This window comes from Lentibacillus halophilus (assembly GCF_055395055.1).
On record NZ_AP043750.1, the window covers coordinates 2,420,718 to 2,434,960 of the forward strand.

The 14,243-nt window shown below is 42.7% G+C and carries 16 protein-coding genes; 1 reads left to right on the forward strand and 15 read right to left on the reverse strand.

Annotated features, from left to right (window positions below):
- Positions 1-29: 29 nt before the first annotated feature.
- The 13 genes from ACZ5Q7_RS11970 to smc form a co-directional block, all read right to left on the reverse strand.
- Positions 30-803: a ribonuclease HII gene (locus tag ACZ5Q7_RS11970; protein WP_425542378.1), complete on the reverse strand. Its 774-nt coding sequence runs from the start codon at positions 801-803 to the stop codon at positions 30-32.
- A gap of 129 nt (positions 804-932) precedes the next feature.
- Positions 933-1,781, reverse strand: a complete 849-nt coding sequence (gene ylqF, locus ACZ5Q7_RS11975) for a ribosome biogenesis GTPase YlqF (RefSeq protein WP_343753381.1) — start codon at positions 1,779-1,781, stop codon at positions 933-935.
- 11 nt (positions 1,782-1,792) lie between these two features.
- On the reverse strand, positions 1,793-2,353 hold the full coding sequence (gene lepB, locus ACZ5Q7_RS11980; RefSeq protein ID WP_343753383.1) for a signal peptidase I: 561 nt from the start codon (positions 2,351-2,353) through the stop codon (positions 1,793-1,795).
- 193 nt (positions 2,354-2,546) lie between these two features.
- Positions 2,547-2,891, reverse strand: a complete 345-nt coding sequence (rplS, locus tag ACZ5Q7_RS11985; protein WP_343753385.1) for a 50S ribosomal protein L19 — start codon at positions 2,889-2,891, stop codon at positions 2,547-2,549.
- A 126-nt stretch (positions 2,892-3,017) separates the two neighbouring features.
- A complete protein-coding gene (gene trmD / locus ACZ5Q7_RS11990) occupies positions 3,018-3,746 on the reverse strand; it encodes a tRNA (guanosine(37)-N1)-methyltransferase TrmD (RefSeq protein WP_343753387.1) in 729 nt (242 codons plus the stop codon).
- Complete coding sequence (gene rimM / locus ACZ5Q7_RS11995; protein WP_343753389.1) at positions 3,746-4,258, reverse strand: ribosome maturation factor RimM; 513 nt, start codon at positions 4,256-4,258, stop codon at positions 3,746-3,748. The genes trmD and rimM overlap by 1 nt, the downstream gene beginning before the upstream one ends.
- 11 nt (positions 4,259-4,269) lie before the next feature.
- Positions 4,270-4,659, reverse strand: a complete 390-nt coding sequence (locus tag ACZ5Q7_RS12000) for a YlqD family protein (RefSeq protein WP_343753391.1) — start codon at positions 4,657-4,659, stop codon at positions 4,270-4,272.
- A gap of 140 nt (positions 4,660-4,799) precedes the next feature.
- Positions 4,800-5,027 carry a KH domain-containing protein gene (locus ACZ5Q7_RS12005; RefSeq protein WP_343753393.1) on the reverse strand — a complete coding sequence of 76 codons (228 nt, stop codon included), beginning with the start codon at positions 5,025-5,027 and terminating at the stop codon, positions 4,800-4,802.
- Between the two features lie 21 nt (positions 5,028-5,048).
- The gene (gene rpsP, locus ACZ5Q7_RS12010) at positions 5,049-5,315 is read right to left on the reverse strand and encodes a 30S ribosomal protein S16 (protein WP_343753395.1); all 267 of its coding nucleotides are present in this window, start codon (positions 5,313-5,315) and stop codon (positions 5,049-5,051) included.
- 167 nt (positions 5,316-5,482) lie between these two features.
- Positions 5,483-6,826 (reverse strand): signal recognition particle protein, encoded by a 1,344-nt coding sequence (gene ffh / locus ACZ5Q7_RS12015; protein WP_343753397.1) that lies wholly within the window; start codon positions 6,824-6,826, stop codon positions 5,483-5,485.
- A gap of 13 nt (positions 6,827-6,839) precedes the next feature.
- Positions 6,840-7,157, reverse strand: a complete 318-nt coding sequence (locus ACZ5Q7_RS12020; protein WP_343753399.1) for a putative DNA-binding protein — start codon at positions 7,155-7,157, stop codon at positions 6,840-6,842.
- A gap of 70 nt (positions 7,158-7,227) precedes the next feature.
- Positions 7,228-8,229, reverse strand: coding sequence for a signal recognition particle-docking protein FtsY (gene ftsY, locus ACZ5Q7_RS12025; RefSeq protein WP_343753401.1), 1,002 nt, complete (start codon positions 8,227-8,229; stop codon positions 7,228-7,230).
- Between the two features lie 14 nt (positions 8,230-8,243).
- Positions 8,244-11,810, reverse strand: coding sequence for a chromosome segregation protein SMC (gene smc / locus ACZ5Q7_RS12030; protein ID WP_343753403.1), 3,567 nt, complete (start codon positions 11,808-11,810; stop codon positions 8,244-8,246).
- 173 nt (positions 11,811-11,983) lie between these two features.
- Between smc and ACZ5Q7_RS12035 the strand changes: the two genes are divergently transcribed.
- Complete coding sequence (locus tag ACZ5Q7_RS12035; RefSeq protein ID WP_343753404.1) at positions 11,984-12,208, forward strand: DUF1128 domain-containing protein; 225 nt, start codon at positions 11,984-11,986, stop codon at positions 12,206-12,208.
- Between the two features lie 165 nt (positions 12,209-12,373).
- On the opposite strand, the gene ACZ5Q7_RS12040 is transcribed toward ACZ5Q7_RS12035, so the two are convergent.
- Together ACZ5Q7_RS12040 and ACZ5Q7_RS12045 are read right to left on the reverse strand one after the other, a co-directional pair.
- Positions 12,374-12,883 (reverse strand): TRAP transporter small permease subunit, encoded by a 510-nt coding sequence (locus ACZ5Q7_RS12040; RefSeq protein WP_343753406.1) that lies wholly within the window; start codon positions 12,881-12,883, stop codon positions 12,374-12,376.
- Between the two features lie 156 nt (positions 12,884-13,039).
- Positions 13,040-14,140: a TRAP transporter substrate-binding protein gene (locus tag ACZ5Q7_RS12045; RefSeq protein ID WP_464432878.1), complete on the reverse strand. Its 1,101-nt coding sequence runs from the start codon at positions 14,138-14,140 to the stop codon at positions 13,040-13,042.
- Positions 14,141-14,243: the final 103 nt, after the last annotated feature.

Sequence of the window (14,243 nt, forward strand, 5' to 3'; positions counted from 1 at the left end):
CAAATGGTTATGTAAACGTCATTGTTATTCTACTGGCTAAGAGCATTCTGTACAGGCGAAAATGATCTGCGATGATACGGTGATATTCCCTGTTCCTTCAGCATGTCAAGATGCTGTTTTGTGCCGTAGCCCATATTGGATGCAAACCCGAATGCCGGATACTGCTCATGTAATTTTTTCATGAAATGATCCCGAGTGACCTTCGCTAAAATACTTGCCCCTGCAATAGATATGCTTTCCTGGTCCCCTTTCGTTATCGCTTCGGACGTGCACGGCAGGTTATCAACAGAAACAGCATCAATCATGACGTGGTCCGGTGAAGGATCAAGCTGCTTGACCACACCATGCATAGCCCTTTTCGTAGCTTGATAGATATTGATGTCATCGATTGTTTGATTATCAATCATTGCAATGCTATAGCTGACAGCATTCTTTTTGATCAAGTGAGCGAATTCGTGGCGCGTTCGTTCATTCAACTGCTTGGAGTCATTCAGTCCGAGCAATTTAAAATCATGCGGCAATATAACTGCCGCAGCGACAACCGGACCTGCTAACGGACCACGCCCGGCTTCATCCACTCCTGCTATATAAGTACAGCCATTGGCATAATGTCTCTTTTCATTCCGAGACATGCGGTTAAAATGTTCTTCAAGTGCCTTTTCCTTCAACTTTTTTCGCTCATACCGTTGAATCAGCTGCTGTACTCCTTTGCGTTCATCTGATTTCAATGCATTTATGTATGCCTGATCCAATTCATCTGCTTCCAATGATTGTTTTAATACACCAATGGATTGCTTTTTCAAACGAATCACCTTCGTCTCTTGTTTGTTTCATTATAGAAAACTGGAATAGCGTTTATCCTATCGAAATGTGTATGTCATGCTACTGATACAAAGGAAATAAAAACACTCCAGCGATAGATTTTTATTCATCTATTGCGGAGGTGTCTCCATTGTTAAATGACCAAGTTTTCCTGCACGCAAATCATTGAGAACCAAACCGGACACTTTTTCAAAATTAACATTCCCGCCGCTTTCCAAGGCACCACGTTGTTTTCCGATCGTTACAAATATGTCCCACATGTCGTGCATGTCACGATCAATTCCGTATCGTTCCAGCAATGGCCCAGGATAATGTTCCTGCATATACTGAATGACAAATGCAACGACATCGTCCAACGGCAACAGCTGATCTTTAATCGTACCAATAGCTGCTAGCCTGTAACCAATGATTTCTTCTTCAAACTTGGGCCATAGAATTCCGGGTGTATCTAATAACTCAAGGTCACCTTTCACCTTAATCCATTGCTGCTTTTTGGTCACACCTGGTTTGTCACCGATTTGGGCAATTTTCTTATGGGCTAGACGATTAATCAACGTCGACTTCCCCACATTCGGTATACCGAGAATCATCGCCCTAGGAGAACGCGGATTCACACCTTTCTTTTTTAGCTTGTTCTGTTTTTCCTGACCAAGTTCCTGACCGGTTTGAACGACCTGCTTCATATCGGCTTGATCATTAACATCAACGGCAATAGCGGACATTCCCTGATCATTAAAATAAGCAATCCACCGATCTGTCATCGAAGCATCTGCGAGGTCTTTTTTCATCATGACGATCATTTTTGGCTTCTGATGTAAAATATCCTGAAGCATTGGATTTTGGGAGGATAAAGGTGCGCGGGCATCGACAAGCTCCATTACAAAATCCACTAGTTGCACGTTCTCCTCTGCTTCACGTTTTGCTTTAGCCATATGACCCGGAAACCATTGTATTGGCAACATCCATCCTCCTAATCATGTATTATTCGCATTCGATCAAGCGGCCAGTAAATGAAACTGGTCTGTCCGACAACCCGATCCATCGAAACAAGCCCCAACATTCGGCTGTCTGTGGAGTTATTGCGATTATCTCCCAATACCAACACATAACCGTCCGGAATGGTTTCGTATCCACCAGGAAGATCTTCAAGCTGAAAATCACCTGTCAATGTCTGATAGGAATGCATATCTTCTTTTCGTTCCTGTAAAAAGGGTTCTTTTCTTTTGTCTCCATCGATATATAAATTATCATCTTTAACGGCAACATGTTCGCCCGGCAAACCAATAACACGTTTAATAAAATCTTTTTTGTCTGATGCATGGAACACAACGATATCAAACCGCTCGGGTTCCTGTATATCATAAATAAATTTATTAACAATCATTTGATCACCATCATGCAATGTCGGCATCATTGAGGGACCATCAACAACAATAGGGGCAAAAAAGAACGTTCGTACTATAAACGCTATACCAAATGCAATCAGCAACGCTTTTACCCAGTCAATCCATTCCCTCTTCCGTTCCGTCATAATCCCACCGCCTGTAACAGTCTATATATAGCTTGTTTATTATTATGTCTGTTATTATAGCATGATGTGTTTTATTTCCACAGGGTAACGTCCTGCGTATTGTGATACGCTTATATTAACCATGCTTAAGAAGCAAAAAGGAGCTTGTGTAAAATAACCAAGCCCCTTTTCATCAGTCATTCTATTGGCGAATCTAGCGGCGTTCCTTAATACGCGCTGCTTTTCCGCGCAAATTACGAAGATAGTAAAGTTTCGCACGACGAACAAGGCCGCGGCGGGAAACGTCGATTTTCGCAACACGAGGTGAATGCAATGGGAATGTACGCTCGACACCAATTCCGTAAGAAATCTTTCTTACAGTGAATGTTTCGCTAATTCCACCGCCTTGACGTTTGATAACGACACCTTGAAACACCTGAATACGCTCACGGCTTCCTTCTACAACTCGAACGTGAACTTTAACCGTGTCACCCGCACGGAACTCAGGATGATCGGTACGAAGCTGATCTTTTGTCACTTCTTCAAGTATGTTTTGCATCCTGTTTCACTCCTTCCAAACCAATGCTCATATCGCACTACGGACAGCGGAACATCGTTTATAAAACTTAAGTATGAACTTAAGCACAATCATCAATATACCATAATAAGCAACCTTATTCAACATTCATTCTGAATTTTTACCCCAAACGTTACGTTCTTCATCTGTCAATTGTTGTTCATTCACCAGTTCGCTTCGCCGCTCTAATGTACGTTTCAACGACTCTTTTCGGCGCCAATCATCAATTTTTGCATGATTGCCGGACAGTAATATATCTGGAACTTTCATGCCCCGGAAATCAGCAGGACGGGTATAGTGCGGATGTTCCAAAAGACCGGTGGAAAAAGAATCCCCCGGTGCGGATTCGTCATTGCCAAGCACATCTGGCAATAATCGCACCACACTGTCGATGACGACCATGGCGCCAAGTTCTCCGCCAGTCAGGACATAATCACCGATGGATATTTCATCGGTGACAAGGTGTTTCCTTATCCGTTCATCATACCCTTCGTAATGGCCACAGATGAAAACCAAGTGATCTTCTTCAGCCAGTTCTTCAGCTTTTTTTTGATTGTATGGCTCTCCCTGTGGACACATTAAAATAATCCGCGAATTCATCGGTTTCCCATTGGTAACAGCATCCACGGCATCAAAAACCGGTTGCGGGGTTAATACCATCCCGGCGCCGCCACCATATGGGTAATCATCTACTTTGCCGTGCTTATTTTCCGAGTAATCACGGAAGTTCACCAGATTATAACTGAATTTCTCATTTTCCCGGGCTTTTTTGAGAATGGAAGCATCAAAGACACCTTCGATCATTTCCGGAAATAATGTCAAAACATCTATATGCATCAGTCAAGCAGTCCTTCCATCGGTTCGATGACCACTTTTTGTGCAGCAACGTCCACTTCTTGAACAATATTTTCAATATAAGGCACAAGCACATCTTTTCCCTGTTCACGTTTCACGACCCAGACATCATTGGCACCTGGAGACAGTATCTCCTTAATGGAACCGAGATAGCTGCCGTCTGTCAAGTAAGCGGAGCAGCCGATAATCTCATGGTAATAGTATTCATTTTCATCAAGTTCGGTCAGCTGGTTTTCACTGATTTGAAGGTGTTTCCCTTTGAACCACTCAACATCATTGATGGTGTCATAGCCTTTAAAATGAATGAGGTCGAACCCTTTATGAATACGGTGTCCATCGATTGTTAACACCAATTCCTGACTGTCTTCATTTACAAGTACCAACTGGTTGCCGATGTCAAATCGATCATCGAAATCCGTGATCCGTTGAACTTTAACCTCGCCTTGTACGCCATGAGTATTAATAATTTTTCCTACATTCAGCATTTGTGTCATGTCATCACCTGCTACTGATCAATTCGAACAACGATGCCATCTTCCACGACGATAGCTGCTTCTCCCATAATTTCATTCCAATGCGACCCTTCTTCAACCTCAACAAGAGCGTCAACTTCTTTTTCTGTTATTTCACTTCCGATTTCCAGTATATCCAGCTGTTCCAATTTAAAGTCAGCCTGTTTCATTTTTTCTTTTCGATTTTTTATTTCCTGCTGAAACCGTTGTGAAACTTCCTGTTTGGACGTTTTTCGTTTATTCTCCAATTTACGCTGTTCAAACCTGAGCTGTTGGCACTCTTGTTCAAGCTGCATTTTGTGATCCTGAAAGCCTTTCCTTAACGTCGCTTTGCTTTTCTCTGTAACAATCTGTTTGATAAGGACCTTTCTGATAATTTGCATACTGATTCCTCGCTCTCTCTCGAATCAATCCTAGCACAGACATGCATTTTCCGTTCATTCATCCTTATCCGGTAATTCAAGCATTATCGGTTCGATTGTCTTTAAATGGTAAAAAGGGAAAGGTGCCCCCCCCTCCCTTTCTACATAATATCTAAATAAATACGCTTGTTTGTAGTCGGCTTTGCAGAATAAACAATCGTACGGATCGACTTGGCGATCCGGCCATTTTTACCAATCACTTTGCCGACATCACTCTGATGAACGGTGAGATGGTATGTCGTTTTGTCATCTTTTTCCGTTTCTGTCACAGTGATGTCTTCAGGGTAATCAACTAATGGCGTTACAATGGTCTCAATCAGGGCCCTCATGATATCACACTACTTTATGGGTTAGTTTTTCTGTTCGTGGAATTTTTTCATGATGCCTTGTTTGGAGAAAAGATTGCGTACGGTGTCACTTGGTTTCGCACCATGTGTCATCCAGTCCAATGCTTTCTCTTCATTTATTTTGACTTCAACCGGTTTGACAACAGGATTGTATGTGCCGATTTGCTCAATAAAACGTCCATCCCTCGGTGAGCGCGAATCTGCCACAACAATACGATAGGATGGATCTCGTTTGGACCCCATTCGTTTCATTCGGATTTTTACAGCCATGTTCACACCTCCAATATCTTATGTTTCACAATTTTAGATTGTAACAGATCGTTTGAGGTCTGTAAAGTGTTTTTCCATTACAGGATGTCTGACATTTACAGGACATCTGTGCACGGAGGTTGGAAAAACGTAGCACATGTGCTTGCGAGTGTGCGTCCGCTTCATTTTTACATAAAAGGTAAGTTCATTCCTTTGCCCTTTTTTCCTTTTTGTCCAGAAGTCATTTGTTTCATCATTTTCTTCATTTCATTAAATTGTTTTAGCAGCCTGTTCACTTGGGATACGGATGTTCCGGAACCTTTGGCAATCCGCTTTTTCCGGCTTGCATTCATGATGGAAGGATCCTGTCGCTCATCCTTGGTCATGGACTGAATAATGGCTTCCACATACACCAGTTGTTTTTCATCAATTTGTGCATTCTTCAGCCCCTTCATTTTGTTGGCACCTGGTATCATTCCCATTAAATCTTCGAGAGGGCCCATGTTTTTTACTTGACCCATCTGTTCAAGGAAATCATCAAATGTAAATGTCGCTGAACGCATTTTTTCCTGTAACTCTTTTGCCTGTTTTTCGCTGACATTGGTTTCCGCTTTTTCAATCAGACTCAGCACATCGCCCATGCCAAGGATACGTGACGCCATTCCTTCGGGGTGAAAGGGTTCCAACTGATCGAGTTTTTCGCCCATACCTGCGAATTTGATCGGCTTGCCGGTGACAGCTCGTATAGAAAGCGCCGCCCCGCCGCGTGTATCGCCATCGAGCTTCGATAGGACAACGCCGGATATTCCCAGCTGGTCATTAAAACTTTCCGCCACGTTGACTGCATCCTGTCCGGTCATGGCATCAACAACGAGAAAGATTTCATCCGGATTAACGGCTGCTTTGACCTGATCGAGTTCATCCATCAAATCCTCATCAACATGCAACCGACCGGCCGTATCAATAATAACGTAATCATGATGTTGTTCTTTCGCCTGTTCCAGCGCCTGTTTGGCAATAGCCACAGGGCTTTCGTCCGTCCCTTTGGAGAAGACAGGTATATCAAGCTGCTGTCCAACTGTTTCCAATTGATCAACGGCAGCCGGCCGGTAAACGTCTGCGGCGACCAAAAGAGGTGACCGATTGTGTTTCTTGCGCAGATGCGTGGCTAGTTTGCCGGTGGTTGTTGTTTTTCCGGCACCCTGCAGTCCGGCCATCATAATAACGGTCGGCGGACGGTCGCTGGCAGCTATCTGGCTCTGTTCCCCTCCCATCAGTTCGGATAACTCTTCTTTTACAACTTTAATAACCTGCTGTCCGGGTGTTAAACTTTCCATCACTTCCTGGCCGACAGCACGCTCTTTAATCCGTTTTATCAGATCTTTGACCACTTTAAAGTTGACATCGGCTTCTAAAAGGGCAAGACGGACTTCTCTTGTCATCTCCTTAACATCCTGTTCGGAAACTTTCCCTTTGCCGGTGATTTTTTTCATGGTGCCTTGCAGCCGGTCGGCCAATCCTTCAAATGCCATGGAAGGAGTCCCCCTACTCTAATTCTTTTAATTGATGAATCAACGCTTGTATGTCACTATTATTAGCCATATGATCCATCCGATCCAAAATGGTCATGCGCTTCCGGAATCTGTCATATAACCCAAGTTTTTCTTCATAATTTTCAAGCATCTGTTCCGTCCGACGGATATTATCATATACAGCCTGTCGGGAAACGTTTAGCAACTCGGAGATTTCACCAAGCGAATAGTCCTCACGGAAATACATATCCATATAACTGCGCTGTTTCGGGGTTAATAATGGTTGGTAAAAATCAAATAAATAATTGACTCGTGTTGTTTTTTCCAGCAACTGAAAACACCCTCTATCAATACGTGAGTCATAAATTGTTAAGTGAAATCCCTTTACAAAAAGTTTACCATCATTTATCGTCATCTTCAAGCAAATCCGCGAACAATCCATAGACGAAGGCATGCGCATCAAAATGTTCAAGATCTTCCACGTTCTCACCAAGACCAACGAATTTAACAGGAATGTCCAGCTCCTTACGAATAGCCAATACAATACCGCCTTTTGCTGTTCCGTCAAGCTTAGTCAATACAATCCCCGACACGTCGGTTGCTTCAGAGAATGTCTTCGCCTGACTCAAAGCATTTTGGCCAGTCGTTGCATCCAGTGTAAGAAGGACTTCATGCGGTGCTCCAGGCACTTCCCGTTCAATCACCCGTTTAACTTTAGCGAGCTCATTCATTAAATTAACCTTGTTCTGTAGTCGGCCTGCTGTATCACAGATAAGCACATCAGCATTACGTGATTTAGCAGATTTAATCCCGTCAAAAATAACCGCAGCAGGATCACTGCCTTCGCTTTGTTTAATGACGTCGACGCCGGCCCGTTCGCCCCATATATCGAGCTGTTCAATAGCTCCGGCGCGGAATGTATCCCCGGCTGCCAACATGACAGTTTTTCCTTGCTGCTGCAATTGATGGGCCAGTTTGCCAATGGACGTTGTTTTGCCGACACCATTAACTCCGACAACGAGAATAACCGATAATCCTTCGTCCTGCAGATGTAGCTTCTCAACGTCTTCGTCATCATTGCCATAATAAATGTCCACTAACTTTTCTGAAATAACGCCTTTTATTTCGGATGAATCTTTTATATTTTGACGCTTCACTTCCATTTTTAACTCTTCAACCAAATCCATAACGGTATTAACCCCGACATCCGCACCGATCAACACTTCTTCCAGTTCTTCAAAGAAGTCTTCATCCACTTTGCGGTAGCGAGCGACTAAATCATTTATTTTTCCGGAAAATGAATGACGCGTTTTTTCCATGCCTTTTTTGTACTTTTTGGTAACGTCTTCTGCATCCTCTTCATTTTGTTTGAATTTACTTTTTAATTTGTTTATGAATCCCATCGAATGGATACCTCCTATGCATTAATCAGCTCATCGGTTTCATCCATGCGGACCGAAACGAGCCGGGACACACCCGACTCCTGCATGGTTACACCGTACAGGACATCGGATTCTTCCATCGTTCCTTTTCGATGCGTAATGACAATGAACTGTGTATTTGCACTGCATGCCTTCAAATAGTCAGCAAAACGGGTAACATTGGCTTCATCCAAAGCTGCTTCCACTTCATCCAGTACACAAAACGGTACCGGGCGGACATGCAAAATAGCGAACAATAACGTTATGGCAGTTAACGCTCGTTCACCACCAGACAGCAGTCCAAGGTGCTGCAGTTTTTTACCGGGGGGTTGAGCAATGATTTCCACACCCGTATCAAGCAAATTTTTGGGATCGGTCAACGTCAGTTCAGCTTTACCACCGCCAAATAACTGTTTGAAAACAGTAGAAAATTCTTCGTTAATTTGTGCAAATGTGTCACTGAAGCGTTTTTCCATTTCATCATCCATTTCGCTGATAACCGTGTGTAACGTCTGTTTTGCTTCTAAAAGATCATTCTGTTGTTGTGATAAAAAGTCATGCCGTTGCCAAACTCGGTCATATTCATCGATGGCACCTAGGTTCACGGTACCCAGTTGCTCGATGGCTTGCTTTATCCGATTGACTGTGTTCTCTGCTTCTTCGGCATTGTCCGTTTTTTCATATGTTTGTTGAGCTTTTTCAAATGTTATCGTATAGTCGTTCTGCAGCTTGTTCAACCGGTTTTCCAACTCAACATCCAAACGATTGACGTTGACTTCTTTTTCTTGAATGTCTTGTTGATAGGCGTTATGGTCCTTGTTTTCTTCTTTCAATTCACGTTCTTGATCCTGTACGTATTGGCTGCGTTCGGAACGATTGGAACGCAAGCTTTGGATTTTTGCTGTGATAGCCTCTTTATCTTCTTTCGCTTTCCGGATATTTGCTTCCACTGTTTCTTCGGTTTCTTCGGCCTCTTGCATTTTCAGCAATTCATTCAGATCATTGGCATACGTTTGATATTGGTCCTGATATTCACGCAACTGTGTGTGGATGTTATCCGTTTTTTCCTTCTGATTTTTCAACCGTTCTTCTTGTTCAGCCAGTGTTACTTGTTCTTTTTGATAGTCTTCTTTCAACTGTTCCTGATTATCCTGAAATGTTTTTTCCTGTTCGGACAGCTTATCAATGTGACGCTGAGCCGTTTCCAAATGCTTGGAAATAGTCTGTAACTCGTTCGTAAGCTGGTCGCGGCGTGAGTGCAGATCATTCAAATCTTTGTCAAATTGTTGCTTGTCCTGTTCATACAACGCAATTGTTTCATTCAATGAGGCTAGTTTCATTTCAGCTTCTTTAAAGGATGTGTTTAGATCCTGACGTTTTTGCCGTTCTTCTGAAATATCGTTCTCTTTAGCAGCGATGTCCTGTTCTATTTTAGTAATCTGTTCTCTCTGTTCGTCCACCTGTTTTTCGATCGCTTTTACATTGTGTTGAAAGTCACCCAGTTGTTCAGTTACTTCTTGCAAATCTTTTTCCCTTGTAAACAACGATTGCTTTGATTTTTTCTGCGCACCACCGGACATGGACCCACCCGGATTGACTACATCGCCCTCAAGTGTAACAACACGGTGCTTGCGTTTAACATCTTGGGCGATGACATTGGCATCTTTTAATGTTTCTGCAATGAGGACATGTCCCATCAGATGACGGACGGCCTTTTGAAAAGGGGAGGTTGCGGACACAAGATCGGCAGCAACCCCGACGAATCCAGAGTGGTGTTTCACTTGTCCCAGCGTATCATTTGGAATAAATCGTTCATGAATGGATTGAAGCGGCAAAAAAGTGGCTCGTCCGTTGTTGGTCGTTTTGAGCCAGTCAATGGCTTGTCGTGCCGTCTGATCATCATCGACTACCACATGCTGGGCTTGGCCGCCCAAGACCGTCTCTATGGCCGTTATATATTGATTTGGAACGTCAACAAGCTCAATGACTGCCCCGTGAATGCCTTTCAGTTTCTTTTCTTCACGTGCTTTAAGAGTGGCTTTTACCCCATGGAAGAATCCTTGAAATGACTCTTTCATATCTTCCAGCATTTCTTTTTTGGATTTCAGTTTTTCTATATATTGATAGCCTTCATTCAGCTTTGATTGTGCTTCTTGAAACGCATCACGTTTCGTTGACACGTCTTCTTTGAGTTGCTCAATAGTCTCGGATTTATGTTTGAGCACGTCTTCCTGTTTGGCATAATCCGATTTTAGTTCCGTTGCTTTTGATCTAAGGTCTTTCTGTTCAGATAATAAATCATCTATTTTTTTGTCTTGTTGTTGCATTTTGTTGGAAATATTATCAATCTGCTTTTGAATAGACTGTTGTTCATTCCGTTTGGCTGCCTGGTCATTCAAATACTCGATATAATCCGATTTCCATTCATCGATTTGTTTGGCAATATCATCTTTGTCCGTTGTTAATTCAGCCTCGAATTGCTGGAGGCGATTTTTTGTTTTATGTCGGGTTTCCTGCAGCGATGTGAGTGTCTCATTTTCTTGATTGAGTTCATGCTTAAGCGTCTCGATGCGTTCGGATGTTTCTTTTTTCTGATTTTCCAGTTTTTCTTTATTTTCATCTATGTGTTTGGTTCGTTCGTGAAATACTTGCTTTTTGCCTTCATCCTGTTCAAGTTGTTCCGTTGTCGACAGAAGGTTTGCCTGCAGTTGCTCAATCTCTTCATCCAACGTCTGAATTGTCTGCCGTTCCTGTTCCAGTTCAGCTTCTTTTGTTTGGATGGCCGTTTTTCGGTTCAGTTCCTCATTTTTCGCTTTATCCAGTTCACCCAGCATTCCCTGCCACTGGTCATAAAGCTGTTCGATTTCCGTAATGAGCAGCGAAATTTCACATTGTTTCAACTGTTCTTTTTTGTCAAGATAGCTTTGCGCGGTTTCTGCTTGGTCTTTCAACGGTCCCATTTGCTGTTCCAATTCATGGATAATATCTTCCACACGGTTCAAGTTTTCTTGTGTTTCTTCCAATTTATACTCAGCTTTTTTCTTACGTTGTTTATACTTCAAAACGCCAGCAGCTTCTTCAAAAATTGTCCGCCGTTCAACCGCTTTGGAGCTTAAAATTTCCTCAACCTTTCCCTGACTGATAATCGAAAAGGCTTCACGACCCAATCCAGAATCCATAAATAAATCAATGATATCTTTCAATCGACAATACTGCTTATTGATATAGAATTCACTGTCACCGGAACGATAAACCCGTCTGGTGACACTTATCTCGTTATAGTCAAGTGGAAGCGCCTGATCACTATTTTCCAATACGAGCGTTACTTCTGCAACATTGAGTGCTCGTCTCGTATCACTGCCTTGAAAAATAACATCTTCCATTTTCGATCCGCGCAGTGATCGAGCTGACTGTTCACCGAGCACCCATTTAATCGCTTCAGTGATATTGCTTTTCCCGCTTCCATTCGGCCCCACTACTGACGTCACGCCAGGAACAAAATCCACATTGATCCGTTCTGCAAAGGATTTAAAGCCAACACTTTCCAATCGTTTCAAATACATTAAACATTCTCCTAAATTTCCGATGCACAGAAGAAGGAATATGTTTTATAGAAAACATATTTTTCTCATTTGGCATTTTAACGTATTTATTTTATCATAAAGGCAAGGAGAAAAGAAGGCTTAATCCGATACATAAGCTTTTTGCAATGATATTTAGTAGAGGGAGTGTTCATGTGAATCTGGAAGAACCAACGCAGGAAAACTTGAAATTTATGCTCGAGGAACTCGCTGAAATGTTAAGTGTTGTTAATCGCGAAATGCTGGAGGCGCAAGATTATGATTTGAACAAATACGAGGATATTAGATTTATGTATGATATGGTCAAGCAGAAAGGTCAGCTCAGTGCATCCGAAAAGCAGGCATTTATTGACGAGCTGCGGTCTGTAAGGAAAGCATAACATACTGATCAAAAAGAAAACCTGGATCCGCTGAAAAGGCGGTCCAGGTTTTTAGATGTCTTTATCAGTCGTTGTACAACAGTCATTACTTGCTGTGTCATGGCCCCCATTCCTGCATGGGAATGGTTTTCTGCGGTGACAAAGACCTCTTTTGTTTCCCACACATTAACCTCGCCGGTAACCCAACGCCGTCTGTATATCCTGAACAACATGTTTAATGGCTACAAGAAGAACACAAAAAGCCCCGATGGGTATAATGGCCTTCAGATGATAGAGTGGTATAGAAATGGCGGTCGGTGTTGTTTCAGCCCTCGCAAACGATGATGACGCCGCCTCTATCCCTTTTGTAATCAATACATACAAATATAGAAAAGCAAAGAAAAATGTAATAATATTACAGACTGCTTTCGCTTTAGGAGACATTTTTTCATAAAACAGATCCAACTTGACAAAGGAGCCTGTGTTCAACGAGAAAGCACCGGACACGCAAGCCAACAGAACCATAGCGTATTGTATGGTTGTGGAAATCCATAACGTAGGTGCATCGAAAAAATATCTCATGATAACGTCATATAACCCGAAAAACAGCGCATAGAGAATAAGAATCCAACCAATTTTGCCCAACCACTCACTTATGACGTCAACGGTTCGCTCAACATTGTTCCAAATGGTCATTTAGTTACGTACCTCCTTTCGCATCAAAATGATTATTGATAACCATCGCATGAATGATGTTGATAGACACGCCACCTCTTCTTTGTAGCCATGTTTCTCTTTATAAAAACTGAAGAGGTGGCTGTCATTATAAAGTCAAACATACCGTTGATATAATTATTCTATTTTACCTTTATCTTTCAGGAATTGTTTCCACAACTCAACACCTTTGGCATTTCGCTCGGATTTTTCAGCAATTTTAGGCCAAACTTTCTCAATGGTTTTATTTCGCATTTCTTGTACTTTTTCTTCGCTCAGTTCGATAACCTCACCACCGCTGTCCTTGAGATCCTGCAACGATTGCTCCACACCTTCTGCATGCATTTCACTGGCTTTGAAATAGTTGGATTTAAATATTCCATTTATTTGCTCCCGTTGCCAATCATTCAAGCTTTGCCATGCATCCTGATTAACATAAATTTCTTGGTGTTGAGCAGGATTCCACCCCGGAAGCATCGCATAATCTATAACTTCCTGGAATTTCATATCATTCATGCCGCCAGTATCCCATAGCGTGCCTTCGATGGTTCCCAGATCAATGGCCGAATAAATTTCATCACTTTCCAAAGATACGGGTGTTCCGCCCATAGCTTCCAAAAATAGGGCTTGGGGACCACCGGCTCTAAGTTTCTTTCCTTCCAAATCTTCCATACCCTTTACTGGAAACTTAGTAAAGACCGAGTTAGGGCCTTGGTTCGCCCAGCCAACCCATTGCAAATTATTCTCATTGGCTGCTTCCTGAACAATTTCACCAATTCGATACTTATCATTTCCCCACATAGCTTCCCATGCTTCTTCGGAGTTTTCAGCCCCCATCGGCATGCCATATGCGAGCATACCCTCGGGCATAATGCCACCGTAAACAGTTGCCCAGCCAGCATAAACATCGATGGTTCCGTTACTAGCAGCACTGAATGCTTCATTTCCGCTGACGATTGAACCAGCTGGGAGAAGCTCAATTTTCACGGTGCCTTCCGTCGCTTCTTCCACAGCTTTAATCCACGGTTTAACGCCATTATCCCAACCGGCATCACCGGAATCAAAAGCAGGCTGAAAGGTCCATTCCGTCACCTCATCTGGAGGGCCATCTTCTCCGCCGGAATCACCTGAATCAGACCCATTTCCACCCCCGTTCGATGTGTCGTCCGCAAGACATCCAGTCATGACAATACCAGCAAAAACGAGCATCAATAATAGCACAATATATTTTTTCATCATGATAACCCCCTATTTGTAATAGACGATGTGTTCTAAACATGTCGTTTAACGTCCTTGAATGATTATGAGGCGAGTTCCGGCAGGTTCAGCACCATGTCATAAA